The organism is Cuniculiplasma divulgatum (assembly GCA_031200235.1).
GTDB lineage: Archaea > Thermoplasmatota > Thermoplasmata > Thermoplasmatales > Thermoplasmataceae > UBA509.
The window spans coordinates 1,577,126-1,603,921 of the sequence record CP133595.1 but is presented as its reverse complement, the minus strand read 5'-3'; the positions used below and the strand labels follow the sequence as shown (position 1 = coordinate 1,603,921).

The 26,796-nt window shown below is 45.2% G+C and carries 26 protein-coding genes and 1 tRNA gene; 18 read left to right on the top strand and 9 right to left on the bottom strand.

From position 1 onward, the window contains the following. Window positions 1-35: 35 nt before the first annotated feature. Entirely contained in the window at window positions 36-1,607 is a 1,572-nt protein-coding gene (locus RE469_08425; GenBank protein WMT44219.1) for an APC family permease, read from the bottom strand. Window positions 1,608-1,711: 104 nt separating this feature from the next. Between RE469_08425 and RE469_08420 the strand changes: the two genes are divergently transcribed. Further along, a complete protein-coding gene (locus RE469_08420; GenBank protein ID WMT44218.1) occupies window positions 1,712-2,356 on the top strand; it encodes an ACT domain-containing protein in 645 nt (214 codons plus the stop codon). 5 nt (window positions 2,357-2,361) lie between these two features. Here the strand turns inward: RE469_08420 and RE469_08415 are convergent, their stop codons facing one another. Further along, complete coding sequence (locus RE469_08415; GenBank protein WMT44217.1) at window positions 2,362-5,496, bottom strand: MMPL family transporter; 3,135 nt, start codon at window positions 5,494-5,496, stop codon at window positions 2,362-2,364. A gap of 142 nt (window positions 5,497-5,638) precedes the next feature. Between RE469_08415 and RE469_08410 the strand changes: the two genes are divergently transcribed. The 6 genes from RE469_08410 to RE469_08385 all read left to right on the top strand — a co-directional run bounded on the left by RE469_08410 (window position 5,639) and on the right by RE469_08385 (window position 9,933). Beyond that, window positions 5,639-6,610 carry an endonuclease V gene (locus RE469_08410; protein WMT44216.1) on the top strand — a complete coding sequence of 324 codons (972 nt, stop codon included), beginning with the start codon at window positions 5,639-5,641 and terminating at the stop codon, window positions 6,608-6,610. Window positions 6,611-7,363: 753 nt separating this feature from the next. Continuing rightward, window positions 7,364-7,843 (top strand): hypothetical protein, encoded by a 480-nt coding sequence (locus RE469_08405; protein WMT44215.1) that lies wholly within the window; start codon window positions 7,364-7,366, stop codon window positions 7,841-7,843. Further along, window positions 7,840-8,367: a hypothetical protein gene (locus RE469_08400; protein WMT44214.1), complete on the top strand. Its 528-nt coding sequence runs from the start codon at window positions 7,840-7,842 to the stop codon at window positions 8,365-8,367. The genes RE469_08405 and RE469_08400 overlap by 4 nt, the downstream gene beginning before the upstream one ends. Before the next feature lie 215 nt (window positions 8,368-8,582). Further along, window positions 8,583-8,667: transfer RNA gene (locus RE469_08395), tRNA-Leu, on the top strand. A 190-nt stretch (window positions 8,668-8,857) separates the two neighbouring features. Beyond that, complete coding sequence (locus tag RE469_08390; protein WMT44213.1) at window positions 8,858-9,382, top strand: hypothetical protein; 525 nt, start codon at window positions 8,858-8,860, stop codon at window positions 9,380-9,382. A gap of 272 nt (window positions 9,383-9,654) precedes the next feature. Further along, on the top strand, window positions 9,655-9,933 hold the full coding sequence (locus RE469_08385; protein WMT44212.1) for a hypothetical protein: 279 nt from the start codon (window positions 9,655-9,657) through the stop codon (window positions 9,931-9,933). 22 nt (window positions 9,934-9,955) lie between these two features. Here the strand turns inward: RE469_08385 and pheA are convergent, their stop codons facing one another. Further along, window positions 9,956-10,840 carry a prephenate dehydratase gene (pheA, locus tag RE469_08380; GenBank protein ID WMT44211.1) on the bottom strand — a complete coding sequence of 295 codons (885 nt, stop codon included), beginning with the start codon at window positions 10,838-10,840 and terminating at the stop codon, window positions 9,956-9,958. 93 nt (window positions 10,841-10,933) lie between these two features. Here pheA and RE469_08375 point away from each other — a divergent pair, with 93 nt between their 5' ends. Beyond that, on the top strand, window positions 10,934-12,559 hold the full coding sequence (locus RE469_08375) for an AMP-binding protein (GenBank protein ID WMT44210.1): 1,626 nt from the start codon (window positions 10,934-10,936) through the stop codon (window positions 12,557-12,559). Between the two features lie 71 nt (window positions 12,560-12,630). On the opposite strand, the gene RE469_08370 is transcribed toward RE469_08375, so the two are convergent. The 3 genes from RE469_08370 to asd all read right to left on the bottom strand — a co-directional run bounded on the left by RE469_08370 (window position 12,631) and on the right by asd (window position 15,534). Continuing rightward, the gene (locus tag RE469_08370) at window positions 12,631-13,449 is read right to left on the bottom strand and encodes a DNA adenine methylase (protein WMT44209.1); all 819 of its coding nucleotides are present in this window, start codon (window positions 13,447-13,449) and stop codon (window positions 12,631-12,633) included. Window positions 13,450-13,570: 121 nt separating this feature from the next. Further along, a complete protein-coding gene (locus RE469_08365) occupies window positions 13,571-14,491 on the bottom strand; it encodes an aspartate kinase (protein ID WMT44208.1) in 921 nt (306 codons plus the stop codon). Beyond that, window positions 14,488-15,534, bottom strand: coding sequence for an aspartate-semialdehyde dehydrogenase (asd, locus tag RE469_08360; GenBank protein WMT44207.1), 1,047 nt, complete (start codon window positions 15,532-15,534; stop codon window positions 14,488-14,490). Before asd ends, RE469_08365 begins: the two co-directional genes overlap by 4 nt. Before the next feature lie 346 nt (window positions 15,535-15,880). On the opposite strand from asd, the gene RE469_08355 reads away from it, so the two are divergent. The 3 genes from RE469_08355 (at window position 15,881) to RE469_08345 (ending at window position 19,404) form a co-directional block, all read left to right on the top strand. Beyond that, window positions 15,881-16,414 (top strand): GNAT family N-acetyltransferase, encoded by a 534-nt coding sequence (locus tag RE469_08355; GenBank protein WMT44206.1) that lies wholly within the window; start codon window positions 15,881-15,883, stop codon window positions 16,412-16,414. A gap of 145 nt (window positions 16,415-16,559) precedes the next feature. Beyond that, the gene (locus tag RE469_08350; protein ID WMT44205.1) at window positions 16,560-19,031 is read left to right on the top strand and encodes a penicillin acylase family protein; all 2,472 of its coding nucleotides are present in this window, start codon (window positions 16,560-16,562) and stop codon (window positions 19,029-19,031) included. Then, window positions 19,024-19,404, top strand: a complete 381-nt coding sequence (locus tag RE469_08345) for a hypothetical protein (protein WMT44204.1) — start codon at window positions 19,024-19,026, stop codon at window positions 19,402-19,404. Before RE469_08350 ends, RE469_08345 begins: the two co-directional genes overlap by 8 nt. Here the strand turns inward: RE469_08345 and RE469_08340 are convergent. After that, window positions 19,401-20,360, bottom strand: a complete 960-nt coding sequence (locus RE469_08340) for a hypothetical protein (protein ID WMT44203.1) — start codon at window positions 20,358-20,360, stop codon at window positions 19,401-19,403. The two genes, RE469_08345 and RE469_08340, sit on opposite strands and share 4 nt — an antisense overlap. Window positions 20,361-20,525: 165 nt before the next feature. Here RE469_08340 and RE469_08335 point away from each other — a divergent pair, with 165 nt between their 5' ends. After that, on the top strand, window positions 20,526-21,128 hold the full coding sequence (locus RE469_08335; GenBank protein ID WMT44202.1) for a hypothetical protein: 603 nt from the start codon (window positions 20,526-20,528) through the stop codon (window positions 21,126-21,128). A 69-nt stretch (window positions 21,129-21,197) separates the two neighbouring features. Beyond that, a complete protein-coding gene (locus RE469_08330) occupies window positions 21,198-22,064 on the top strand; it encodes a dihydrodipicolinate synthase family protein (protein WMT44201.1) in 867 nt (288 codons plus the stop codon). Window positions 22,065-22,110: 46 nt separating this feature from the next. Here RE469_08330 and RE469_08325 read toward each other — a convergent pair whose 3' ends face one another. After that, complete coding sequence (locus RE469_08325; GenBank protein ID WMT44200.1) at window positions 22,111-22,590, bottom strand: hypothetical protein; 480 nt, start codon at window positions 22,588-22,590, stop codon at window positions 22,111-22,113. A gap of 211 nt (window positions 22,591-22,801) precedes the next feature. On the opposite strand from RE469_08325, the gene rpl7ae reads away from it, so the two are divergent. Genes rpl7ae through infB form a run of 5 tightly spaced genes read left to right on the top strand, consistent with a single transcriptional unit; the run spans window position 22,802 to window position 25,823 of the window. Continuing rightward, window positions 22,802-23,173: a 50S ribosomal protein L7Ae gene (gene rpl7ae / locus RE469_08320; protein WMT44199.1), complete on the top strand. Its 372-nt coding sequence runs from the start codon at window positions 22,802-22,804 to the stop codon at window positions 23,171-23,173. 11 nt (window positions 23,174-23,184) lie between these two features. After that, window positions 23,185-23,394: a 30S ribosomal protein S28e gene (locus RE469_08315; GenBank protein ID WMT44198.1), complete on the top strand. Its 210-nt coding sequence runs from the start codon at window positions 23,185-23,187 to the stop codon at window positions 23,392-23,394. 2 nt (window positions 23,395-23,396) lie between these two features. After that, window positions 23,397-23,609 carry a 50S ribosomal protein L24e gene (locus RE469_08310; GenBank protein ID WMT44197.1) on the top strand — a complete coding sequence of 71 codons (213 nt, stop codon included), beginning with the start codon at window positions 23,397-23,399 and terminating at the stop codon, window positions 23,607-23,609. An 11-nt stretch (window positions 23,610-23,620) separates the two neighbouring features. Continuing rightward, window positions 23,621-24,067 (top strand): nucleoside-diphosphate kinase, encoded by a 447-nt coding sequence (gene ndk, locus RE469_08305; protein ID WMT44196.1) that lies wholly within the window; start codon window positions 23,621-23,623, stop codon window positions 24,065-24,067. 7 nt (window positions 24,068-24,074) lie between these two features. Further along, window positions 24,075-25,823: a translation initiation factor IF-2 gene (infB, locus tag RE469_08300; protein ID WMT44195.1), complete on the top strand. Its 1,749-nt coding sequence runs from the start codon at window positions 24,075-24,077 to the stop codon at window positions 25,821-25,823. Here the strand turns inward: infB and RE469_08295 are convergent. Beyond that, complete coding sequence (locus tag RE469_08295) at window positions 25,820-26,794, bottom strand: hypothetical protein (protein ID WMT44194.1); 975 nt, start codon at window positions 26,792-26,794, stop codon at window positions 25,820-25,822. The genes infB and RE469_08295 overlap by 4 nt on opposite strands. Window positions 26,795-26,796: the final 2 nt, after the last annotated feature.

Genomic DNA, 26,796 nt, shown 5'->3' with positions numbered 1-26,796 from the left:
CACTTAACCGGTATACATATTCCGTCTCAACTCCCTTACTCCTGTTCCTGGGCAATGGTAACTGATATAGAGTAATCCGGGGTTTCGCTGGGTTCAATATGTGTATTTATGCCGACGAAATAAAACACCACTGCTATCCCGGCCATCAGGAAGACGTCAAACGGGAACTGGATTATGTCCAGGTTCATGCTGCCAAAATATGATATGATGGGTACAGATACCAGTGTCAGGATAAACCATATTGAATTTTTCAGGTCCACCATTGCTACTGACTTTTTCCACAGCAGGTATCCGAAGATTGCAAGACCTGCCAGAGCCACTACAGTCATGTACAGGGTCGTTGGGTACCCTGACCAGTAAATTAGCAGTATGGCAGCAATATATGCAATTGGCGAAATTATGCCTGCCATGGGAAGTGTGAAATAGCCCTCCCTTGATGCTGTCCCGATCTTGCGAAGCACTATGAGTGCCACAGGACCGGAAGCATACGCAATTATGCTCAGATCAGAGTTAAGTGATACCAGGCTCTGCCATGACGGGGCGGGGATCAGAAATATTGCCATCAAAACAAGGTCAAAGACCAGCGCGATTGCGGGAACAGAATATTTGTTCAGTTTTGAAAGAAACTTTGGAAAATAGCCCATATCGCCAAGTGCATAGACAACCCTTGAAGTTGTGGTCTCATATATGGCTGCAGTTCCCAGTGGAGATACCACACCGTCACCAAGGAGTATTATTGCAAGCCAGCCGATGCCAAGTGAAGTTGCAAGCACTACCATGGGACCTGAGGAAAATCCCGATGTGGCCAAGGCAGACCAGTCCCCCACACGGATTCCAGTCCATGTCATGGATCCGATGAATGCCACCTGTACAAGTATGTAAATGGCAGCTGATATGGCCAGACCCAGTATTATTGCAATGGGTACGGTCCTTCCGGGATTTTTGGCCTCTCCCGACAGCTCTATGGCCTGCCTGAAACCAAGAAAAGAGAAAACTATGCCAGCATTTGGTATGGCCACAAATATTGATTCAGTGCCTTCGGCGAAGAATCCCCCCGCTGTGAAGTTTTTAATGGAGAAGAATGTCAAAGCAAGTACGATTGCTGTCATGGCAGGAATGAATATCTTGGCCAGCGCAATGTAGCTGTTGGCGCTGGAGATGGCCTTCACACCAAAGCGGTTTATCACAAAGAAAACCACCAGAAATCCGAAGGCGAGACCAATTCCTAGCATTGTCAGGTTCCCTGACCTTGAAATTAGGCCGCCCACCATGAAATTCATATAGGTTACGGCAGCAACGGCCTCAAGCGGGGGAGTGGAAACGTAACCCAGGAAAAGAGCCCACCCGTTGATGGCCGAAACCGACTTGCCGTGACTCATTTCCGGATAACGGGCTGCAGCACCCCCCAGTGGTATCTTTCCTCCAAGTTCAGCATAAACAAGCGCCAGTGACAGGATCATCATTGATCCTATTATCCACGAGAAAATGGAGGCAGGACCTGCTATGGAAGAGGCATAAAACTCTCCGAAAAGCCATCCTGAGCCAACCATTCCGGTTACCGATGCAAGTGTCAGATGAAATATTCCAAGCTTCCTGCGCAAAGCCATAAGTCATCCCATCGATTCATTCATTTAAAATATTCGTTTGGATTTGGACATTTTTTATGAATAGGTTTAAATCTGGACATTACTACTCTGTTTTGGCTATCTGTATGCGAAATAATAACAGTGTGGCATCAAGGGTGAGAGAGTACCTGGATCATAACCCTGACCTTTGGAAAGCAGTGGACATGGGCATCATAAACTACAGCGCCATGGCAAGAGCCATCTCCTCTGACGCAGATATTCAGGGGGAAGATGCTATTGTGGCAGCTCTCAAGCGAATTCCCAGGTCTGGTTACTCCGGTCGCAGGTTCAGGGAACTTATCAAGTCTTCCACCATTGAGACCAGATCAGGCATCACTGTGCTCATTCTTCGCCCGTCAACTGAAAATCTGAGAATGCTCATAAATGTAACAAGGAACATTGTGGAAAGTTACTCTGAATACAGGATTATCCAGGCATCCCAGGGGTGCGGCCTGGTCATAGGTGATGACCTCTTCAGCAAGATAGGTCAGTTGATCCCGAAAAGGGAAATAATAGATGTGGAACAGGGTCTTGGAGAACTTATAATAATAAGTCCTCCAGTCATTAAGGAGATGAAAGGATATGTTTCATACGCCTCTTCCATGCTTTCCAACAGGGGCATCAACATAGTCCAGATCGTTTCGTTCTATACGGATATAACATTCATCCTGAGGCCGGATGATGTTCTTAATGCACTGAGGATATTCATGATTGAGAAGAGCCTCGGTTAATAACCTCAGTCCTTCTCGCCCGGAAGTTCATCCACTTCCTCCCTCTTCAATTTTGAAGGCCACCAGTTATATTTCTTCAGGTAAAGCATGATTGCAGGAACAAAGAATGGCCAGCTGACAAACGTATCTATCAGTACCCCCAGTGCCAGACCTATTCCTATTTCCTGGATTATGCCAATTCCGCTGAATGCCAGAGATCCAAATGTCGCAAACAGGAGAACACCCAGCGTGATTATAACACCACCATTCTCTTCCAGGCTCACCCTGACGCCTTCCTCATCACTCTTCCCCTTGTATGCTTCCTCGCGAACCCTTGTCACCATGAAAATATCGTAATCCAGGCCAACCGCAAGGAGGGTTATTACGGTGAACATGGGCAGGAAGATCAATATTGGAAGCCCTGCATAGTAGTGCACTGCCAGATACGTGATTGCCAGCGAGATTATCACAGATGCAAGCACCATGAGGATCAGCCTTAACGGAGTAAATAGGCTGCTCAGCTGAATGAGAAGGACTGCAAAAATTGCAATGGCGAGGATTGGCACCATCTTGATGAAACTTGATAGAGTGTATGAATAGGCGTTGTTCAGGCCTTCAGTTATGCCTCCCACATAAACCCTGTAATCAGATCCTGTGCCGGAAATCAATGAAGGTATGTCATTCACAAATTTTGTGGAGGGATTCAGCCAGGCAAGTTCACTGAGCTGGTAATCTATTATGACATAGCGTGAGTCGCTGCCAATGTAGCTCTTCATCTCGGAAAGATATTGAGAACTGTAAGAAGATCGTATGCCGGAAAGATTTGCAGGAACGTAATCACCATACGGGTAGGTTGGACCAAAGACCTCCGAAACATGGCCACTTGCTAACAATTTCTGTTCAATGGCAGTTACTGAATTTATCTCGGTAGTATTGAAGGCGGTACCATTGTAAACTGGAGACTGGAACTGCAGGATTACGTATCCCCTGTCAAATAAATCTCCGTTGAAGCTGGAGTTTACTACCTTTATTGCCTGGATTCCGCTGCTTGAAGGTACAAGATCAAAAACATCAAAATTTGACGGGGTCTCAAAATAGACATAGCTGGCAAGGAGTGATGCCACCACAAAAATTATAACAATTTTTCCCTTGTTCGCTATTACGGTACCGGCTATCTTCTTCATTGTCTTCTCAGCTGGAAGGTGCTTCCCAGCTGAAATTTTCGAAGGCCAGAACATCTTTCTTTTTCCACGGTTGAGGATTGCAAGAAGAAGTGTGTTGGCAGCCAGAATTGTTACAACGACGCCCACTGCATTTGTAATGCCAGCATCACTGAATATTGGCACATGAGAAAGATACAGGACTATGTAGGAAATAGCAACGGTAATACCAGATGTGAATACCGCGTGTCCCGACCACTTTGCTGAAACTACAGAAGGGTGCTCATTTCCCGCCCTTATTTCCCTGCGGTACCTGGACATTATGTATACGACATAGTCGCTAGCCAATCCCAGCAGGAGTATAAGCAGAAGCGTGGGCGTAATGAATGACACTGAACCATGGAGGATGTACTTGTACAGAAGACCATTAAGGGCCATGGATACCTCTGCTGATACCCCGAATATCATCAGGGGAAGAAAAGCGGCAACAGGTGAAAGGAAGAATACGCCCACGATAATCACTGAAAGAACTATACCTATAAACAGAGCCCTTTCCATTCCGCTTATGGATTCAGACCCCAACTGAGAACTCAGTGCTGACGAACCAGCAAGATATGCACCAACGCCATCCACGCCATTGAAGGCGTTTGTGTAGATGCTTGTGACCTTGTTTGTCTGGGCTAGAGAAAGATTTGAGCTGACAAGTATAATTGTTATCACCGTGGAATTATCATATCCAACGAACTGGTGCAGTACATAGCTCTGTGGTACTGCAGGATAGCTCGAAAAGTTATAATCCAGCATTAGTTGAGATATTGTTAGATTTATGTTGTTTGTGCTGTTGACAGACGATACGAATGCGTGAATACTTTCAGGGTTTATGGCAATTAGTGGACTTCCTCTGAAATAGTTTATTATTCCATTTGAAACAACTCTGTCACTTTCTGACTGAAGAGCTATGGAATCTGCCGGTTGGGACAGATTAAAGGCATCTCCTGCCAGCTCGATCGGAGTTACGTTAAGGTCGTTCTGAAGGGCAGATACGATAGTGCTGTTGGAAGATATGCCTTGCGCAAGTATTGGTACTGTGAAATTGTAAGCGAATCTTGAATACAGCTGTCCGTCTGTATTAACAGGATATCCTGTTACATTGAATGTTACGGCAATGGGCACTTTTGCCTGATAGAATAGAGAGGCAAAACTTCCGATAGAGCCACCTTGTAAGATCATTCCCTTCAGAGTGGCGTTTAAACTCTGGTTCAAAGAGGCGCCAATAATTGAGGAATTAATATCATTCAAAACTTTTGAACTTTGTGCGAATGATTCATTGAAAAATGCCGCAAACGTGTTGAAATATGGAATTCCGATCTGCTTGAAAATAAGATTGGACGCTCCAATTTCACCTATGAAATAGATTGTCGCATTATAGGCGGTAGATGAACTTTTAGATTTTGATAAGTTATCAAAGTAATATGCAGGGATTCCAATTATTATTGAAAGTGAAGCGTTTAGTGACTGATTGATTGAATTAGAGCTCTGTGCAAGATGATCCAGAAGTGGATATGCTAATGCCAGAAAACCTGATGCTGCCGCTGCAACACCGTGCAGAGTTTCATTCTCTGTTCCTACTATTGATTGAAAACTAACATTGATTCCCTGGCTTATAAGATATTGTTTTACGCTATTCTGGGCACTGATCATATCGCCCATTTGTGGTGTTGAATTTATTGAGGTGTTGGTGGTAACCATAACCATAGACTGGGTTCCATTGCCGCTTCCACTGGTAGAATTATTCTGGAAATACTGTGACTCAAGGTTTGCAGACTTAGTTGCCATTGCGTTGGGCGGAACTATACTGCTGGTAAGATCATACGATGTTTCATGAAAAAGGAGTGAAGCAAATGGCGCAAGAACCAATATAAGAATAATCCAGAAAATTATGATTTTTCCACTGTTTCTCTCTGAGAAGCGCCCCACGGCTTCAAACCGTTTTTCAAACATGCAGACAGGTAATTGAAAATTAGTTAATTAAGGATTATTAGCTGACGTCAGGAAATAAACTGGATAATTTGCCCCGCTGCTGCCCTGTGAATAGATTGCGGGAATAATATTTAACTGGGTCTCTGTTATATCACAGTCAAAAATGAAAATCACTTATAATGACGAAAGCCATGCTACTGACATGATAGAAACTGGGGGTACTCTCGATGTGGACCTCTATTCATATTTTTACGGGCTCGTGAGGCAGATTCCCCGTGGTATGGTTTCAACATATGGCGACCTTGCTAGGGCACTTGGAGACATTGCTGCTTCAAGGGCATGCGGATATATGCTCTCGATTAACCCAGATCCAGAGGGCACACCTTGCTACAAGGTCGTACGGTCTGACGGCACGGTTGGTAAGTACACTCACATACTTGGAGAAATTGAAAAGATCAGGCGACTGGAAAGGGATGGTGTAACAGTTGAGGGCGATTCGGTGAATAACTTTGAACAGATCAGATTCAAAGATTTTGAGACAGATTTTCCCCTCAATGCTCTTAGAAATGAGCAGGAGAGAGTTAGGAGCATGGTTGATCTGACTGACGATTTTGATGCCTCCAGGGTTGCTGCTGTGGATGTTTCCTATGATGACGAATACGGTTATGGGGCAATGGCCATTGATGATGGTGGGAATATTGAGATAAGGGAGAGCGTGCAGGAAGTACGATTCCCATATATTCCCGGATATCTAGCCTTCAGGGAGTTTAAATTCATAAAGGATCTTGCTGGGAACTTTGACGGCGTTCTTCTGATAGATGGAAATGGACTGCTTCACCCAAGAAAAATAGGGCTTGCCAGCTATGCCGGGGTTATGCTGAATATACCAACAATTGGAGTGGCAAAATCACTTCTACTGGGAACAGTAAGCGACAACTGGGTCCATATGGGTGAGGAAAAGGTTGCATATGTGATAAACAAAAATACCATTGTAAGCCCAGGCCATAAGGTGTCACTTGGCAGTTCCGTGGATCTTGTTAAAAAACTTAGTCATGGCAAGTATCCAGATATCCTGAAAGTAGCTCATAACAATACAGTGAGACTGAGACACGAAAAGCAGAAGTTAATGAGCTGAATCGATACCAACCAGTTCATTCTTTCCAATCTGTTGCAAGCAATTTTTTATGAATGATCCAATGATTCTAAAGCAAAAATCAGGTGGCTCGAGTATATTACCTGGGTTGGTTAACTATTTCTAGCTCTCTCAGAGGGGCTCGTTGCTGGTTCCCCTCGCGCCCACAGGCATTGATTCACCGAACAGCAACCATTGGCTGGTTGACATTCCCGTGCCAGGGGAAGGAGGCTATTCACTATCCCTTTCTGGTATGGCTCCACAGCCTGATCGCAGCAGAGGGCTTGAGATGTGCATCCCTTCCCTTTACAGAGAGCTTGTCACCGAAGTCAATATTTCATTGCAAAAATTCCATCTTAACCGTCTTAATTTTGGAAAGAGCACCTTTCCATTTCACCTGTGGAGAGTATAGACTGCATTGCTGTATTTTTGTCTATCCGCCCTCGCTTTCAAGCCCTTGCAAATGTCAGGAAATCTTCCGGCTCACGACAGATAAATTGGCTTTCTGAACATCGGGACACATTCCGCCCATACATTGAGAACTAAATTGTGTAAGATGTAAACATCTTAAAGTATAAAATTGACGGATGAGGCGAATGTATATATATTGAGGAAGCGTAATTTTAACTGGTTACGGATGCGAGAAATAAGGAGGACAAGAATCGCGATAGCCGTTCTTATTCTAGCATTTTTGATACTGCCAGGTTAGTCATTATATTTACCCTTGAATATGATACTTCAATTAAGACCGTAATTATGAACTCCCCATCATCTTCTGCCGCATTTGACCCGTCAAATGAGATAATATATGTTTCTTCTTTGTACAAAGATGAGGTTTATGCATATAATTCCAGCACTCTTAAGATTCAATCCACAATCTCAACTAATGGGATGGTTGGGTACCAGTTTGGTACAGGCGAGTTGTATGATCCCGTAAACAGTCTGCTCTATGTCGCCTGTCTTGGCGTGAACGTAAGTGGAATCACCGTGATCAACACCAGAAACAATTCAATTGCTGGGGTTATCGATTTCGGTGAAAATAATTTCACGGAAAGCATGGTACTTGCAAATGCAGGTAGATTGTTTGTTTCCGAAGGTAACCACATAACGGAGATTAATGGTACTCACATAGTGGCTAATTATTCTATCGGAACAATGTACAATGTGCCATCCAGTATGCATTCAATGGTGCATCAAATACAAGTTATCTGGACTACGATTTTCATAATGAATTGATATCTGCCAATGATCTGCAGCACCTAAATGGATCTGATGTAAGATACGGTCAAAGGTTTGGTTATCCTACATATTTGAAATTTGATCAAAGAGGTAAAGAATTATTGTTGGCTACTTCCAGTGAACTATACGCAATCAATCCGTATAACATTACCGAGATACTATTCAAAATAAATCTTGGAAACACTGCGGATGGTGTCTCTGCCACAATGTATTCAAATTCTACGGGAATTCTCTATGTCGCAACATATGGCTCACAGGCAATATTTCTCTATAACGGGACAACGGGCAGATATATAGGTTCCATGAGGCAGACAGACAACTACAAAACGGTTACAGCAATAATTCAGCTGAATAATCAAAGAATGATGGCAAGCGTTGGAAACCGGCTGATTCTTGAAAATATACAACCTTCTAACCTAACACCAAACTTTGCAGCACTGGAAGCTGCTCTTGCTGTGTTTGCAGGTGTGGTAGGACCAGCTTCAGTTATTGTCTTTTTATGGTTAAGGCGGAGTGCATGATCGCTGCCCTGAGCCACTGTGTGACATCCAAACGATCAAGTGAAGTAAAGATTAGCTCCACAATTTGAAATGAAATTATTACGTATCAAGGGAGAAAGCAAACTGCTGAATTAATCAAGACCTCTCCATTATACAAATTGGATAAAGATTCTTTTCCCACAATCCAACAGTCTTTAGTATGTTTCATATATTACAGATTAATCCCACATTGCTTTGCGGAGGTTGTCGAGCTAGGTTAAAGGCGATGGATTCAGGGTCCATTCCCGTAGGGGTCCGCCGGTTCAAATCCGGCCCTCCGCATATCTTCTTATGGTGAATGCTACCTGGGAAAAGTTCTTGGTGAATTGAGTTAACTCTACAACATACTAATTCTAAAAAATAAAAAGCTCAAATTCCTAGGGCTGTAAAAAAGTAATAATATGGTTTATATAGAATGTAATTTTTAAAGCCTTTCGGAAAACCTCTTTAGTTTGAATTGTAATGTGCAATCATGACGAATGAAGATAATCTGAGATCGGTTATTGGAAATTGTAGAAGAGTATCGGACGATGGCTCACTGGTTATTTATGACCTGACCTCTGGTGTCGACTTCTCAAATCCAAAACTCATTGCCAAAGCACTGTCTGAAGTGTTCTTTGAGAAAGATGCAAAGAGCTGGTTCAAGGTGAATGATGATAACATTGACTTTGCGCCAACATACAAAGTCCGCGTAGTGCTGGCAGAGGAACACAACAAGAAACTTGAAGCTACTGTTGATGACCTTCTTAAGGATCTGCAGAAAGATGATCTATCAGGAACATACTCGAAACAGATAAAGGACGATTCCATAGAAGCTTCGCATCTCCAGTCTGCCATGGCAGCAGGCGCAATAAGATCTGCAATTTTCCGTCATTCTGAGGAAAAAGTGTATTCTGATTCAATCAGGGACGACCTGTTCATAGATCTTCTGGAAAAACTTGAGATCAGATCTCTGAATGACAAAGACCTCATGGACTGGAAGAAACTCCCACTGTGAGTGTAGTAAACCACAATTGGGATGGTATTTCCTTCGAACTTTAAGGACCATGTGGGGTAAATGATTCACTATTTGTTTGCTTCGGGCCCTTCCGCTCAAAGGATGGATGCAAACACATACCTTTGAGCTCCTATGTGGAATTTAAAGCGTACTCGTTCGGGTTTAAGTCACAAACTGCTTTTAAATGGTATCTTCATAGTATCATGCTAAGTTCCGAATACCCATTTCTAGCGCAGAAATCTTTTTGCATTAAATTTTCCTGTTGCTGTTCCATGAAGCACGCAACTTCAGATGACCTGAAAAGCGTTGATCAGCTGCTGGAGAAAGTCAGGAAAATTCAGGGAATTGTTGAAAAACAACCAGGTCATTTTTACCATAAGGGAAAGAACGTCCTTCACTTTCATGAAGAGCATGGCTCTCTTTTCGCAGATATTGGTGATGAGAGAATGAAGGTGTCTGAATTTTTATACAGAGAAATTGTGAAAAAAGTCGAGATTTATATCTCTGAAATAAAGCTAGCCAGAGATTCTGAAAAGATACATCGATCTTAAGCCTACTGGGCACACAGGTTTTTCATACCTGTGGCTCCTTAGCATCGTCCCATGAAGATCTCGGATAAGAGCCAAGTATCCTGATACTGCTGCACTGACCTGAGAGCTCTCCTAAAGCAGCTTTCATTGAAACATCTTCAGAATGCCCGAGTACATCCAGAACGAATCTGTATGTGCCGGGATTATACTTTTCGGGCCTTGACATCACCATGCTGAGGTTAATGTTTCTTGTTGAGAATGGGAGCAGTGCATTCACCAGTGAACCTGCGATATTCTCTTTCAGTACGAATGTGATTGTTGTCTTGTCATTTCCTGTTGAAGCGTTATCTCCCCGCGAAAGCATTAAGAACCGCGTAAGATTGAGGGAATAATCACAGATATCCGATGCTTTTACCGTCAGGCCATAAAGCTCCGCTATCCGGGAAGAACCTATGATGGCTGAATCGGCTTCGTCCTTGACTTTCCGTGCCATTTCTGACGTGGAACTGGCTTCATATATCCTTGCATGCGGGTATAGTTTTGTTATTGTGTTACGGCACTGAGCTATGGCCTGTGGATGCGAGTATATTCTCTCAATTTTTTCTGAATTGGAAAGGAGCATATGCCTGACGGAAACCATGATCTCTCCTGTAATGCTGATCTTTGATCCAACTATGAGATCAATGACGGAAGATACCGGGCCTTCAACAGAATTCTCCACTGGAAGAACACAAGAATCAGTTCTACCGTTCTCAGCCATCTCCAGAACTTCCGCGAAACTTGAACCTGGTACCTTGATTGCTCCGGGTGCGAGACATTCTGATGCTATTTCGCTCCAGGTCCCTCTGGGCCCGAGATACGCAACCTTGGTGTGGGATGAAATTTTTTCCTGTATATTTCCACTCTCCAACTGCTGAACCTGCAGCACTGCATGTCATGGCGTTATGAAATTTAACCCATGGGTGCAGTAGCTATGGTACCATTCAGTAAAATTAATGCGCGAAACTGTGTTGTGCATATCATGATTAGAATTGAGGAAATGAATGAATTACGGCGTCGCAAGGATTTCAACTGGGTAACCGAAATTCTCATGAAACACGACGAGGATAAAACGGCTTTAATGCTCATGGACCAGGACGAGAACATTCAGAATATCACTTATGGAGAACTTACCCGGAAGTCCATGCAGTACGCAAACCTGCTGTGGGATGAGGGAATCCATACCGGTGATTCCATACTAATAATGACAAAAATGATTCCGGACCTTTGGTACATCGCCATAGCTTCCGCACTTGTGGGTGTGGTATACTCACCTGCGCCTCTTCTTCTCACTTCCGGGGATATAAAGTACAGGGTTGAACAGATCAACGCCAGGGCTGTTTTTACTGACTCTGATTCTAGAAAATCCATTGAGAATGCGACAAGAGGTTACTTCATCAAGATATTTGATGTGACCAGCGAAGAGTTCCAGAACAGGGTTGATGTGAAACCTTCAGAATATTCGCCAATTCATCGTGATCCTGAAACGCCTCATGCCATTTTCTTCACTTCCGGTACTGAGGGCAAGCCGAAAGCAATTGTACATAATGGATACTATCCGCTTGGGCACCTTTCAACAGCCATGTGGCTTGGAATAGGACCTAAGGATATTCACTGGAACATTAGCAGCCCAGGATGGGCAAAATGGGCATGGTCCAATCTTTATGCACCTCTGGTGGCTGGTTCCACCTCTTTCGCCTATGAACAGGGAAGGTTCAGTGCCGAGAGGTCACTGGCTGTGCTTGAAAACTATCCCATTACAAGCCTCTGCACGGCCCCTACAGTTTGGAGAATGTTTCTGGTACAGAAGCTTGATAACTTCAGGCCGCTTGCCCTTAAGAAATGTTCATCAGCAGGTGAACCGCTGAATCCGGAGATTATATCGAGATGGGAGAAGATCACAGGGGTAACGATCAGGGATGGCTATGGGCAGTCCGAGAGTACCGCAATGATCGGAAACATTGATCCAAACAAGATAAAGCCGGGATCTGCGGGCAAGCCTCTTCTCCAGTATGATCTGAGAATTGTGGATGAGGACGGGAATGAACTTGGACCTGGCGAAGAGGGGAATATCGCTGTTAGAATTGATAACAGGGTTCCGGGACTCTTTGACAGATACGGCAACGACTCTGCACTGAATGCCGACAGATTCAAGCATGGATTCTACTACACCGGCGACCTTGGCAAAATGGACACTGACGGATACATATGGTTTGTTTCAAGGGCGGATGATGTCATCAAGGCATCCGATTACCGCATCGGGCCGTTCGAGGTGGAATCAGCACTCCTGAGCCACCCGGCTGTTGCTGAATCCGCTGTTGTCCCGACACCTGATGAAATAAGAGGAAACCTCGTGAAGGCCTTTGTGATTCTCAGGCCTGGATTCAAGCCCAGTTCCGATCTTGCAAGGGAACTGAGCCTTCACGTGAAGTCAGTAACCGCACCGTACATGAGGCCAAAGAAGATCGAGTTTGTATCTGAACTGCCAAAGACCATAAGCGGGAAAATTATCAGAAAACAGCTCCGGAATCTTGAAATGGAAAAGTACGCGGCCAAGAAGAATATTGATCAGGGAACTCTGGGTGGAAGAGAGTACAGGATTCCATGATTATTTCAATGTCATGATCCATTGCCCAAACCATTCCCGAATCTTATGCCGGAATTTTGGTGCGTGGTTCATCAATAATTTCTGACAATCAATTCAGGGATCTTTCCACGCCCATCGGGCTTTGAATTTATGTTTCTCCTGGCCAAGATTTTTTCTACTCTGTATGAGGAGTAAAGTTCCTCAATTTCATCATTGGCCGCATTGCTCAGCATAAACTTAACACCCTTCCTGTCAAGTCCTTCAACAACCTTTGCAAGATCCTTCTGATCTTTCCAGGTGAAACCCAGACTGCTGTAGCTTGTGAATCTGGCCGTTGCAGACACCGGCATATATGGAGGATCAAGATATGCAAAATCGCCCACTCCAGCATCCGAGAGGGTGGTTCTGAAATCCCCCTGCCTGATGGAAGATCGAGAAAGGCATTGGGAAGCCCGGGATATTTCCAGATCGGAAGGTAGGGAGGGATTTGTGTACCTGCCGAAGGGCACGTTGTAACGCCCTGATGAATTCAGCCTGTAGAGGCCGTTGAATCCGTGGCGGTTAAGATATATGAGCAAGGCAGATTTCATCAATGGATTCTCAGTTGCTGAGTTGTAAATCTCCCTTGCTTTGTAATAGTCATTCCTGTTATTTCCAAGCCCCATTTCATGGAGATAGGTGACCAACTCATCCTTCTGATCCCTTATGATCTGGTACAGCATAATCAGGTCGGGATTGATGTCTGAAATAACTGCCCTCACGGCTCCCCTGAGTTCACACAGTTTGAAAAACAGTGCGCCGCCCCCCAGGAACGGCTCATGATATGTATGGAAATCAGGAGGTATCCTTTCAATGAGCTCCCCAATGATTTGCCGTTTCCCTCCCGCCCATTTCAGTATCGGTATGGCCATAAGTTCGAAAACTTGATCTCATTCCCCTATTATAATATCACAGAAGCATGATGATCCCCTTGCTGTGCTAGGTTAGTTGCAGAGATTGGGCACGACCATGACAACAACTGCTGCCTGCTCCTCATAATGGGAAAGCGGTACCGTCCGGATCAGTGAATGTGACGAGGGTGCCATCACTGCTGTCGCCGTACTTCATTATTCTTATTGGTATTCCGTGCTGCCTGGCAGTTATTATGGCCATTGGATGAATTATTCTTGCCCCGGAATTGCAGATTTCCAGTGCCTTATCATATGATATGTGAGAAAAATGCTGTCCTCCTGCTTTCAGCAGCTTTGGATCATGGCTGTATATACCCGGCACATCCTTGAGAAGGAGGACTTCTCCCGTTTTCAGGACAGCCCCCAGTGCAATTGCGCTGTAATCGCTTGAATTTCTCCCTAGAATCCTTATCCTGCCGTCATCATCTATGCCGAAGAAGCCTGTGGTTATTGGTACATATCCTGACTCAAGAAGTTTTTCAATAACTGGAAAAGCTTTAGTATGGCTCCTCCGGATATCAATGAGAGCGTTACCGGAATTATCGTGAACCGTAATGCCAAGCCGATCTGGGGTCACGCTGCGGCATTTGATTCCAACACTCACCAGGAACAATGATACAACTGCTGCGGCCAGTTTCTCGCCCATTGCCAGGTAAGAATCGTAGTCTGCGTTCCTGGCAAATTCTGTGAACCTGCCGTAGCCATAATATTCCGGACCCAGCTCTCGGAGGATCTCCAGTGCCCATGTTTTCTGAGAAGTACTGGGTATAGCGTTCTGAATCAGATTTGAATGGTAAGTGAGAACCTCCCTGAGAATAGCTTCTCTTCCCTCAGCATCAAACCCATAACCGGAAACAAGCCTGTCGGTTATGCCTCTGAAAGCGCTCAGAACAAACACTGCCCCTCTTTTCTCCCGAGCAAGCTTTGCGATGTCAAACATTGCCTGATGTGATGTGAGAAAAGATCCTCCTATCTTTATTACGGTGAGGCTTCCCCCATTCATGTTACCAACCCCGATTCATGAAGAACCTCTGCATTAAGCACAGCAGAACCTGCTGCTCCCCTTAACAGGTTGTTCACCAGTGCAACGAAGGATACCCGTGAACCCGAAACACGCAGTCTCCCCACGGTCACTGCCATGCCTCTTGCTCTTTCAGGCGATCCAGCCATGACGTCCAGCAGAGGCTGTGGGCGATCCTCACCATTCATGAGTATGACGCTTTTCTCCGGCAAAGTTGGAAGCCTTGCCTTCAGGTTTCCATTTCCAAAATTTCTGAACCTTTCACGCAGCATGTTGATATCGGGATCCTCAGACAGGACTGCAGTGATGGATTCAAGATGTCCTTCTCTCACTGGAACACGAATGCACGTGGGGTGTATTTTCATCTTTGATCCTGTTCTGTCCGAAGAGGTGAAATTCCCGAATATTTTCCTTGTCTCATTGACCATTTTTTCTTCTTCGGATTTTATGAAGGGAAGGATATTAGAAAGCATATCCATTGAGGGAACACCGGGATATCCGGCACCGCTTACAGCCTGCATTGTGGTGACGTAAACCTCTTCAATCCCCATATCTGCAATTGGCGCCAGTCCCAGTACCATTCCAATGGTGCTGCAGTTGCCATTTGCAACAATCAAGCCATGTGACGAATTCAACGATTCAAGATGGTGGGGATTCACCTCGGGAATCACCAGAGGGACGTCGCTTTCCAGCCTGTTTGCAGAAGCGTTTGTCAGAATTGTTGATCCTTTGCGAGCCAGATGCTTCTCAATTTTCCCGGCATTTGCGTCGCTCACCGCACTGAAAATAATGTCATTTCTGTCACCCAGTACTGTGTCTGGGTTTGATTCCTTCACTGTCAGTCCTTCGTAACGCTGCGCAAGATCCTCGTCAAAACTCAGAAAATCACTGTAAGAACGTCCGGATGATCTATCTGAGGCATATACCGACGCAACCTCCATGAATGGGTGGTCTGAAAGGAGCTGCGCAAACTTCTGCCCCACAAGTCCAGTTGCACCGATCACTCCTACTTTCAACTTATCCACAGATGAACACCGTCCCACTCCGGAGCAGAAATATATTACTATGAATCATTTTCACGTACTGTTGCGCATAAGAAACCACATTTAATTTTGTAGTTGTGAATCTGCCTATTTTTAGGGCTTCTACAGATGAAGTTCCGGACCATGATACTCTTGGCATTGCAGCAAATATATTGTATGGTTATTTTCATATTTCCTAATATAGAATTACTTCGAGTAATTTCAGTCGGAGATGCCGTACCTTCCATGTTCATTCTTCGGCCCGAGATAATGTCATACAAAGATCATATTTGTGCTGCTGCGCTACTCATGCAAAAATATTATTCCATGACCATGATGATCGTATTGGATGAAGCATTATAAACTCCAGGGAAGGACAGTGACACTGTCAAACGATCTCAAAGCCAGCTATGCAGAAGCAATAGCTGAGCTTGCAAACGATCCAGTCATATCGCGGAACATAGGGGGCCACGGTTTTCATTATCCCTACACCGTAGAAGATGCAATAAATTTCTTTACCATGAACAGGGAAGACGGCAAGAAATTCTTCGCAATTGACTTCATAATTTTTTTTGACGGGACCCCGGCAGGAATAATCGGCTTGAAGGACATAGACTATGTGGACAGAAAATGCCATGTTGGATACTGGATTGGAAGGAAATTCTGGTCAAGAGGTATTGCCAGCGAGTCCCTGGGGCTTGTTACCCGTTTTGCTGCGGATGAAATTTCAATGCATAGGCTTTATACCGGTGTCCTGGATTTTAACGCAGCTTCCATGAAGGTGCTGCTGAAGAACGGCTATTATATTGAAGGTGTAGAAAGGGATACCTATTTTATGGAAGGCAGGTACTTTTCCATGATACGATTTGCCCGGATCATTTAATGAAATTCCCCCGAAATGCAAAATTATCACGTGAAACTTTGCCCTTCATTCTTCATTGAGTCGGACTGAGGGTTTTCACTTTTGCCATATATTTTTTTCACTCCGATCGGCCAATAATTATTAGCATGTAACAGTTTTCCATAGAATGAGAATAAAATTCATTGTGGTCGCAATTGTGGCAATCATAGCTTTATCTTATTTGTCAACCGATTTCAACACTCTGAATCCTGTAAACGGGCTGTGGTCGGCAGCTGGAAATGCCAATTACACGTCCGGAAATTATCATATTCCCGATCTCCAGTATCATGTAAATGTCACCATAGATTCATCCGGAGTTGCCCATATACAGGCCAGAAATCTGCACGATCTCTTCATGGCACAGGGATACTACGAAGCCAGTAACAGGCTGTTCCAGATGGAACTTGAGGCGCTTCTAGCTTCAGGCAACCTGAGCTCATATGTGGGAACTTCCGCACTGAATTCCGACATTGCAATGCACATGATAGGTATACCCCAAAATGCAGCCCTGCTGAATTCATATGTCAGGACTGATTATCCACAGTATTATGGATACATCCAGGACTACTCCCAGGGTGTGAATGCATACATAAACGCGTCCGCTGGCAATCTTCCGCTCGGTTTCAAGCTTATTGGAAAGAAGCCTTTCCAGTGGACGCCCCTTGATTCCTTTGCCTGGCAGGAATACATGACGTGGGACCTTACAACAGGAGGCACAAGCCAGCTTCAGACTGATCTGCTCTATTCTGCCCTTGGCTATGCAAACCTGAGCCAGATATGGCCCTATTACCCATATTATACGACAAACATTACCATGGTTCCCGGCAATGGGACAGTCAACGGCTTTAATCTCTCTGACATGGGAATATCGTCAGAATACCTCTGGTCCCTCAACTGGTACAGCCAGTTTGCCACTGGATTGAATACTTCCCTATTCGGCTCCCTGAAAAGCCTCATGGAGAATGCACTTTCCAACATTTCTGATCCATATGGATTTTCAACGAGGAACACATTAAGGCCTGAGGTAGGCAGCAATTCCTGGATAGTAACTTCAAATTATTCTTCACTGCATTCGCCCATTCTTGCAAACGACCCGCATCTTACCCTGCTTGCTCCGTCCCTCTGGATTCCTGTGCAGCTGGAAGCACCGGGAATTAATGCAACTGGATGGGGTCTTGCCGGGCTACCAGGAATTCTCATAGGCCATACAGCCACAACATCGTGGGGATTGACAACTCCGGAAGGTGCAACAGCCAATGATTATCTGGAAATGCTCAATGGGAACAATTACACCTACAATGGAAAGGAGTTTGCCATGTCGGAATACAATTATTCATTGCTAGGATCAAAATACTCCATATTTTACACAAATAATGGCCCCATTATTGCCAGATCCGGAGACCTAGGCATTAGCATGAACTGGACGGCATCGATTCCATCCCCTGACCTTGTTGCCGAAATCAAGCTGGACATGAGCACTAACTACAGCCAGATGATCAATGCTTTACGCCTGTGGGAATCACCTCCACAGAATTTCGTACTTGCTGGAGCACATAATACGGGATACATCACCGCCGGATTGTACCCCACAATAAATGAAACACTGCCAAATGGGCAGAAAGTGCCTGTCATTGGTTCAAGATCTCTGTTGAACGGTAGCAACCCGGCTTACCGCATAACTGGGCAGGTACCCTTCAAATATCTGCCACAGATCGAGAATCCTGCAAGGGGATTTGCCTTCGCCCCCAATCAACCAACTGTTGGTGTGAATTATCCGTATCCCTTCATAGGAGGGTACTGGACATCAGGGGGGAGGGCACAGACCATCTATCATTATCTTAAGTCACATAGAAATACCACTGTTCATGACATGATGAATCTTCAGAGTAACGTTTCGGACTACTGGGCATCGCAGTTCGTGCCTGTAATACTGAAGTCGCTCTCTTCCATGAGCATGAATACATCTCAGGCTGCGGCCTACAGCATACTTTCGCAGTGGAATTATACCTCATATGTGAATTCCACGGGTGAAACAGTATACTGGTATTACCTCAGCGAACTCTACAACATCACATTTGACCAGGTGTATGCTGAGCACGGACTTTCCTCGCTTACAAAGCCATTCGACACATCGGCGCTTTATCTAGCCATCAACGATCCATCGTCGGCCACCTGGTTCAATGGTAGTTTCAATCACACATCGCGGACGGCCTTCACCAGAGAAGTGTCCTTCCTGCTGCGGAAACTTGGGCCAGTCAGCACATGGACATGGGGACGAGTCCATATCCTTGAGATTGCCAGCTTGACTGGACTCTCAGCACTTGGACTTGGACCCTACCCGATGTATGGTGATTCCCATACCGTCAGCGCAGCATATGTGTCAAGGCAGCTTCAGGTACCGGAGCCATACGTGACAGTGGGACCTTCCTTGAGAGAGGTGTCCGATCCTGCAAAGTCCATATTCTACGGAGTATTTCCCGGTGGACCAAGCGAAAATCCGGTCAGCTACTACTTCTCCAATCAGCTGACTGCATGGTTTGATCACCAGTATTACAATATGTCTACCCAGACAACGGAGGTGAGGTTTGTATATGACTAAGATGGGAGCTGGTATTTCAATAATTGCATCTGCAGCTGTTTCCTACGCGACTCTGTTCTTTCTCCCAATTGCGTATCTTGGCGTGGTTGCCGCAATTCCTCTGATGTACCTGAAGGGATGGAGAACATTTGCAGCTGGCCTGATCATAGGGATTGCCTCTGCATTTTCTTTGTACCTTATCTATCCGCTGCAGAAAGTTGCTGAGCTGTCGGCCATAATAGGAGGCATAGTATCCCTTTCCCCCGTTCTGGTTCTTGTCGTTTTCCCCCTGGTTTATGGCCTCATTCTGGCATTTAGCGCACTCCTGTGGTCTGAGATACGTGAAAATATTGTGCATAGAAAAGCGAAAAGCGGTATGGGGAGCCGAAATTAAGCCGGTTCTGCCATACTTTCAAGCCATCTTGCGGAAAGGGCTTTAGCAGCTTTTTTCTCAGTTTCAAGCATCCCTTCAAGATGTTCCGCGGATATTCCTTCTGATACGGAGTATTTTCCGTTGGTTTCTGCAATGATTCCTTTCCTCTTCATGCTTTCAATTATATGAGGAGGGGGCAGGGGTCTCCTGAGTTCACCGGAACTGTACCTCTGGATGTTGAACAGTATGGTCTTCATGTATCGTGAAAGCTCAAAATGCTCATAATCAGGATCTCGTGGAAGCGATCTGAAAGAATCACCTATTATTTTTTCTATTTCCTTATTGTCATTTACCATTCCCGTTTCTGGAGATGCGGCAAAAAGATATGCAAGACTGCCTGATCCCTTATGAGATGGTTCAAAATAGCAGTAAACATCGGTTCTGTCGGAAAATGGCTGCAAATTTTCCATGACATGATCTGAAGGAGGGATATCCTCTCCCTCCAGATTCCCCATCAAATAATCCGGCATGAAGTCGTCCGGAAGCATAACACTGTTCTTGAGATCAAATAATGCGTCCTCCAGTTTCACGGGACTGCTTACTGTGCCTGTGCGTCCCACCAGATAATTGTAGATATGCAGATTTATGAAGTCGCGTATCTTCCTGCCAGGTCGCGGCAACGATGATACTGCTTGATATGAAAATGGTTCAGATCCAAGCCACCTTACAACTGAGATTTTATTGGCACCGCGATCTTGAGTTGCAATTTCCACTTGAGGAACTGACTCAAGTATACGGGTAACCTCTTTAACCGGCAATCTGCAATTCATGGAAATGCTTTCAAGAGACCACGGAGCAAGAATCCAGGTAGTAAGTTCACTGGAGGGGGCCCTAACAGGAACCTCCTCCATTATATTTCTTATGTTGAATGTGTCTTGAAGATATTTTTTGATCCTGCTATTGGTGTCTGCAACCATACCATCCTTAATGCTTTTTTACACATAAATGCTGGTGCACAGAGTTGATTACAATACATTGAGTTGCTTGACCAACGAACGCAAATGAAGACGAAAAAGAAAGCGTGACCAGCTAACTATATATACAGAAGTTGTTTATGAACATCAAAGGAGACCATGAAAAACATGAGCGGAGATAGGTTTAATTATTATCTTAAGGTTATAATGAATTCCAGAATCGAGGATCTGCCTGAGATTTCAGAGCAATTTGAAAATGATATAACCATATCTTCCGCAGAGGCCCAGGAGCTGGAGAGAGTAATAGACAAGCATCTTAACCTGTTCAACAGATTTGGAGCAAAGGTTGTTAACGCTGCCACTGGCGCCGAGGAAACTCCGCCGAGATCTGATATTGACAACTTCGGGAACACGTCAGTACAGCTGGATTCCCAGGAGGCATATGGGCTTGAATGGAAAGTTTATGCCCCGAATCCCGGATTTGCGAATTCGCCAGTGAAGAAATGGTACTACAACAGGAAGGTTGCATCAATTCTGAATGAACTTCTAACCGATGTTGTACCTGGCAGACTAAAGGATTATTTCGACTATCCGCCGTGGCTGCTAGGTACGGTGCATGCGCCAAGTACCATATTCATGCCCATCAATGAAATAATCAATCTGGCAATCGGAAGAGGAGTGATACCTGACTGGGACTATCTGGTGGCCAGGGGCCTTCCCAAGGCACTTGTAGATGTTCTCAGAACCGAGAATATAGGATATAATCTGTAGTCTCACCGTTCTGTTGCTGAATCAATTCTTATTCTTTTTATTCCTTGATCACATTACTAACTTATGAAAATGAGTGGGATAATAACCCCAATGGTCACGCCATTCAGGCAGAACGGGGAAATAGATTATGAAGCCACAGCAAAGCTCCTTGACTACCTTAAGGAAATCGGGATATACGGTGTGTTCCCAAACGGGAGCACGGGGCTCTTTCCTTTCCTATCCGCCGATGAGAGGATGAAATTCCTGGAGTTTGTGGTTGAACACAGCCATGGAATGAAGGTACTTGCAGGGATCGGATCATCTTCCACTCAGGAATCGGTTAAACTTGGCAAGCATGCAAAGGATGCCGGAGCAGATGCGCTGGTACTGATGCCCACATATTATATCACTGCCGGACAGGAAGAGATTCTGAAGCATTTCAGGGAAGTTATCGGTACTGTCAGGAAGGAGACATTCATCTATAGTATACCCCAGCTAAGCGGCGCAAAGATTGAACCGGAAACGGTTAAAACGCTTAAGCAAGAGTTTTCAGAAATAATAGGGCTGAAGGAGAGCTCTGCAGATATGCGCTACTTCTCCGACATAATGCAATTCTCTGGACCCGATTTCGCTATTTTCCAGGGTCAGGATGATCTCCTCATTCCATCCTTATCCATAGGGGCCGATGGTGGGGTTTGTGGACTTACCAATTTCAGCAAGCCGGTTGTTACTGCATATAAGGAATTCACCTCCGGTAAGCTTGATGCAGCCAGAAAAACCCAGATGCAGAAAATTAACCCCTTTATCAGATCGCTGCTTACATCCAGATTTCCGTCGGCATACTATTACGCATTTTACAGGAAGTTTGGTCTTAATGGCGGTTACAGATCTCCAATGGTGGAACCGTCAGAATCAGCCAAGAACCTAGTGGACAGGGCAATGGAGACGCTGGATTAAGTTTCCTTCCTTAATGGACTGCGTTTCCATCATTCTATCTTTTATTTTATAATTTAAGAGAGTTTTCAATGCAATCCCACTGCTTCAGTTCCCACTCTGAACCGTCAGGCAGCTGAAAATGCACCCAGCATGATCCGTCGTTTCCATACTGGATTGGCGATGTGGTATTCAAGCCGGCATCCCTGATTCTGGAAACGCCTGCTGCGATATTGTCTACGACCAATCCCGGCACTGCGCCTAATGGCCCAGAACCAGAAACCTGCTCGTCTCCGGATATTTTCATTATTTCAAGTTCCTCTCCACCTGAAAATCTGAAGATCTGGTAATCCTTACCAGCTTCTACTGGATCCATTTTCAGAAGCTCCTGAAAAATTTTCACAACCAATTCATAATTCCTGGATCTGTAACCAACCCAACCTATTCCTTTGAATTCCATGACAACATATCTAAATGGGGTTAAACCAATTTGCCCTTTACATACTTTGTAAAGTTTGCAAAAACACCTGAATTCCTGTCCTTTGCGCAATATCGTTCATGCGGCGTCCAGTGTAACCGGGACTATGTTTCGCCAGTAACCCGTTCATGATCCGGCATCTGGTCACGCACACGGTATTTTTCCAAACAATTGCCCGTGCCGCTTACCATATCCTGGCGATAATCGCAGAAGAGCCATCTACCTGAGAAAGTTAATATAGGCTCTACGGCTTACGTTTTGCCTTAGTGAAGGAGGTTCCAAAATGGATAAAAACAGCTATGTGAAATTTGAAACTCCCGAGTCCGTGGAAAAAAAACTACTGGATCTTGTTGAGAATTCATTCAGAAGCGGGAAAATAAAGAAAGGTACGAACGAGGTTATTAAGTCTATTGAAAGAGGAGAAAGCAAGGTAGTCGTAATAGCAGAAGACGTATCTCCACCTGAAGTAGTATACTATCTTCCAATGCTCTGTGAAGAGAGGAAGGTACCCTACGGATTCGTGAAAAAGAAGAGCGATCTTGGTGCCAAAGTTGGCATAGCCTCAGCAGCATCCATATCTGTTGTTGATGTGGGCAGCAAAGGAGAAGAAAACCTCAAGCAGGTTATCTCCGAACTTGCTGAAATCAAGAAATAAGGTGATCTGCAATGGCAGATGAAGGAACACCGGCAGAAGTCGTAGAACTCATGGGGAGAACTGGTATGAGCGGAGAAGCCACAACAGTGAAAGTCAGGGTTCTTGCCGGAAGAGATCAGGGCAGGATAATTGCAAGGAATGTTATGGGCCCGGTACGCGTTGGTGACATTCTCATGCTGAGGGAAACTGCCAGGGAAGCGAGAAAACTTTCAATTAGGTGATTATGGTGGCATCAAAAACCTGCAGCTTTTGTGGAGCACAGATCGAACCAGGAACCGGTTTCCTGTATGTAAGGAAGGACGGAAACGTCCTCAACTTCTGCAGCAGGAAATGCCAGGTGAACATGATAGACCTTAAAAGAGTACCAAGGAAAACCAAATGGACCAAGGAATACCACACAATAAAGGAAATGAAGAAGCAAAGCTCTAAGAGCTGAGGGTGGTATAGTTGGAAAGAACACTAATTCTGATAAAGCCCGATGGCGTGAAAAGAAGACTGTCGGGCGAGATAATTTCACGTTTTGAGAAAAAGGGACTCAAGATAGTTGCCCTCAAGATGCTGGTACTGTCAAAGGAAAGGGCAGAGAAGCATTATGATGTTCACAAGGGAAAACCATTCTTCAAAGACCTGGTATCATACATAACATCCGGCCCAATTGTGGCTGCCGTGCTTGAAGGACCTGGAGCAATATCTATCGCGAGACTTATGTCAGGAACCACAGATGGTTCAAAAGCACAGCCGGGCACAATCAGGGGGGACTATTCAACGGGCATTGAGAAGAACATAATACATGCCTCGGATTCTCCAGAGTCTTTCCAGCACGAATTTCCCATATTCTTCCAGGATGTAGAAATCAGCCAGTATCAGTGTGGAGATGAAAGCAACCTCTACTGAGGTGGTTATGGATAACAGACAATACCGTCAGCCGATTGTTTGCGTTCTTGGCCATGTGGATCATGGCAAGACCTCAATTTTAGATGCCATAAGAGGAACCTCAGTCGCAAAAAAGGAAGCAGGGGGCATTACCCAGAGAATCGGCGCCACAAACATAGATGTTGCAGAGATAGAGGAAAAGGCCAGAGGTCTTCTGGGACGTGGCAAACTCAAAATCCCCGGGTTGTTGTTCATAGATACGCCGGGCCACGTAGCGTTTGCCAATATGCGTGCCCGTGGCGGTGCTCTGTCGGATATTGCCATACTTGTGGTTGACATAAATGAAGGATTCAAGCCTCAGACCATAGAATCAATCAATATACTTAAGAAGTTCAAGACCCCGTTCGTTGTGGCGGCCAACAAGATAGACCTTGTTCCGCTTTACACTCCAGTGAAGAATGTCACATTCCAGCAGGCCATGAAGGCGCAGAGACAGGAATATGTTGACGAACTTGAGAAGCGTCTCTATGATCTTGTGAACAGGTTCTACGAATTTGGCATAACCAGTGACAGGTATGATCGCATTTCAGATTTTTCAAGGACAGTTGCCATTGTGCCAATGAGCGCAAAGGCAGGCATAGGAATATCAGAAATACTCATGGTCATAGCGGGGCTTGCGCAGAGGTACCTTGAAGAAAACATAAAGTTCCAGCAGACAAAGGGAAGAGGCACAATAATAGAGCTCATGAGGGAGGAATCCATTGGAACCATACTTGACACCGTCCTCTACCAGGGCATTCTCCATAAGGGCGATACTGTGGCCCTGAACACAAGGACAGGACCCGCGGTGACAAAGATAAAGGCCATGCTGGTTAATTCCAAGGGCAAATCAAAAAAACTAGTGGAGAAGAATACTGTTGAATCAGCCTCTGGTGTCCGACTTTTAATGGCGGACAGGCTTGACGTTGTGTCAGGATCGCCAGTCATAGCCGTTGACGGTGATCCCGGTGATGCGTTCGGGGAAATTCTGGAGGAATCTCAGGTCAATATCACACTGTCAGAACACGGTGTTACAGTGAAGGCGGATGCTCTTGGGTCCCTGGAGGCAATCGCTTATGAGCTCAAGGAAAAGGGCATTTCCATAAGGTCAGCACAGGTGGGTGACATCAACAAGAGAGATATCACAGACGCTGCAACGCTCAATGACCCCATGGACCGTATAATTATAGGGTTCAATGTCCAGTTCCTTTCTGAGGCCCAGGACGCGGCAGCAAGCTCCGATGTGGGCGTGAAGGTAGGGGACGTCATCTATTCTTTGATACAGGATACTGAAGACTGGCTGTCCAGGAGAAGGATGCAGCTGGATGAAGGTAGAAAGCAGAGAATGCCCATGCCTGCCAAGATCTCGATTCTCCCCCAGTACATATTCAGAGCTGCCAAGCCTGTCATAGTGGGCGTGAAGGTACAGTCGGGAAGGATCAAGGTGGGAGATTCACTGATCAAGGCGGATGGCAGATTCGCTGGAACTGTCCGCAGCATCAGGGAAGGGGAGAACTCAAAGCAGTTCGCTGATGCCCCTGCTGAGGTTGCGGTATCCATAGATGGAGTAACGCTCAACCGGCAGATATTCCCGGAAGAGCCACTATATGTTGACATTCCGGAGGGCGTAGTTAAGGAACTGAGGAATGATCCGCTGGACAAGGATACCATGAATACCCTTGACGAGATAATACAGATAAAGAGGAAGGAGAATATCTTCTGGGGTACCAGGACCTAGATCATCAGGTTCACGAGATATGTGGCCGCTATGGCAAACAGCGGCAATACAGCATAAATTTTCCTGATTCTGACGAATGAAAGGAAAATGAATATGAGGGCAAGGGCTGACATCAATATTATTGACCACCGGCCAACAGACAGATCCACTGTCCCGAAGAGCATTGAAATGCCCAGAATGAGGCTCCCCTTGTATATTGTGGTTCCAGTGGTGATTCCAAGCGTCGCCTCTCTATCCTTCCTGACGATGATCAGCCCAAACATTATGATCTCCGGCAGGCTTCCAGCCACACCGGTGATAATGAAACCTGAGTAGAATGAGGCAATTCCTGCAATACGTGATACGGCAACTGTATAATCCACCAGGGCTTCGGCTGCGAGCCCCAGAAGTACCAGTGCAGCAACCATTGCCGTATAATCCACGCCAATTTCAGTTTTTTGCGGCAGGTCTCCAGGTGGTCTCCTGTTGACCAGAGCATATATTGCATAAATGGCAATCATTGGTATACCCAGATACCATGGGTCCCTGATCCACTGAACCGACATGGCCAGGGCAACAAGGCTAACTGCAAGGAGCACGTAGCCATCTTTCCTGAATCCGGAGAAATTCTTCCTGGCCACCAGGGCAAGAATAGGAAGGAATATGATCAGCGTTATGACATTGGAACCCTGTATTGTCCCGAAACTCAACGATCCGTAACCCCGTATGGAAGAGGAAAAGACCACAGCAAACTCATCTATAACCGCCCCGAATGATATTATGTATGTTCCCACGGATTTGCTGGAAATTCCGTATTTGATCCCGACATGAAGCGCCTCTTCCAGAAAAACATCACCGGAGATGTAGAGGGCAATTATGCCCAGGATTATGCCAGTGATGTAGAGCCACAGGGGAAAAGAATCATAGACCAGAGAAAAAAATGCGAAAAAAATTGAAAGAATTATGGAAACTGCAAAAAAACGCCGGTTCAAAC

What these genes read in the sequence shown, in the direction of transcription:
- infB (WMT44195.1), top strand. Translation starts at nt 24,075, where the DNA reads ATGGATAACAGACAATACCGTCAGCCGATTGTTTGCGTTCTTGGCCAT.
- RE469_08365 (WMT44208.1), bottom strand. Translation starts at nt 14,491, where the DNA reads ATGAATGGGGGAAGCCTCACCGTAATAAAGATAGGAGGATCTTTTCTC.
- RE469_08415 (WMT44217.1), bottom strand. Translation starts at nt 5,496, where the DNA reads ATGTTTGAAAAACGGTTTGAAGCCGTGGGGCGCTTCTCAGAGAGAAAC.
- RE469_08385 (WMT44212.1), top strand. Translation starts at nt 9,655, where the DNA reads ATGAAGCACGCAACTTCAGATGACCTGAAAAGCGTTGATCAGCTGCTG.
- RE469_08350 (WMT44205.1), top strand. Translation starts at nt 16,560, where the DNA reads ATGAGAATAAAATTCATTGTGGTCGCAATTGTGGCAATCATAGCTTTA.
- RE469_08390 (WMT44213.1), top strand. Translation starts at nt 8,858, where the DNA reads ATGACGAATGAAGATAATCTGAGATCGGTTATTGGAAATTGTAGAAGA.
- RE469_08330 (WMT44201.1), top strand. Translation starts at nt 21,198, where the DNA reads ATGAGTGGGATAATAACCCCAATGGTCACGCCATTCAGGCAGAACGGG.
- RE469_08370 (WMT44209.1), bottom strand. Translation starts at nt 13,449, where the DNA reads ATGGCCATACCGATACTGAAATGGGCGGGAGGGAAACGGCAAATCATT.
- RE469_08355 (WMT44206.1), top strand. Translation starts at nt 15,881, where the DNA reads ATGAAGCATTATAAACTCCAGGGAAGGACAGTGACACTGTCAAACGAT.
- RE469_08425 (WMT44219.1), bottom strand. Translation starts at nt 1,607, where the DNA reads ATGGCTTTGCGCAGGAAGCTTGGAATATTTCATCTGACACTTGCATCG.
- RE469_08340 (WMT44203.1), bottom strand. Translation starts at nt 20,360, where the DNA reads ATGGTTGCAGACACCAATAGCAGGATCAAAAAATATCTTCAAGACACA.
- RE469_08315 (WMT44198.1), top strand. Translation starts at nt 23,185, where the DNA reads ATGGCAGATGAAGGAACACCGGCAGAAGTCGTAGAACTCATGGGGAGA.
- RE469_08345 (WMT44204.1), top strand. Translation starts at nt 19,024, where the DNA reads ATGACTAAGATGGGAGCTGGTATTTCAATAATTGCATCTGCAGCTGTT.
- RE469_08420 (WMT44218.1), top strand. Translation starts at nt 1,712, where the DNA reads ATGCGAAATAATAACAGTGTGGCATCAAGGGTGAGAGAGTACCTGGAT.
- RE469_08335 (WMT44202.1), top strand. Translation starts at nt 20,526, where the DNA reads ATGAGCGGAGATAGGTTTAATTATTATCTTAAGGTTATAATGAATTCC.
- RE469_08410 (WMT44216.1), top strand. Translation starts at nt 5,639, where the DNA reads ATGAAAATCACTTATAATGACGAAAGCCATGCTACTGACATGATAGAA.
- RE469_08310 (WMT44197.1), top strand. Translation starts at nt 23,397, where the DNA reads ATGGTGGCATCAAAAACCTGCAGCTTTTGTGGAGCACAGATCGAACCA.
- RE469_08405 (WMT44215.1), top strand. Translation starts at nt 7,364, where the DNA reads ATGAACTCCCCATCATCTTCTGCCGCATTTGACCCGTCAAATGAGATA.
- RE469_08375 (WMT44210.1), top strand. Translation starts at nt 10,934, where the DNA reads ATGATTAGAATTGAGGAAATGAATGAATTACGGCGTCGCAAGGATTTC.
- rpl7ae (WMT44199.1), top strand. Translation starts at nt 22,802, where the DNA reads ATGGATAAAAACAGCTATGTGAAATTTGAAACTCCCGAGTCCGTGGAA.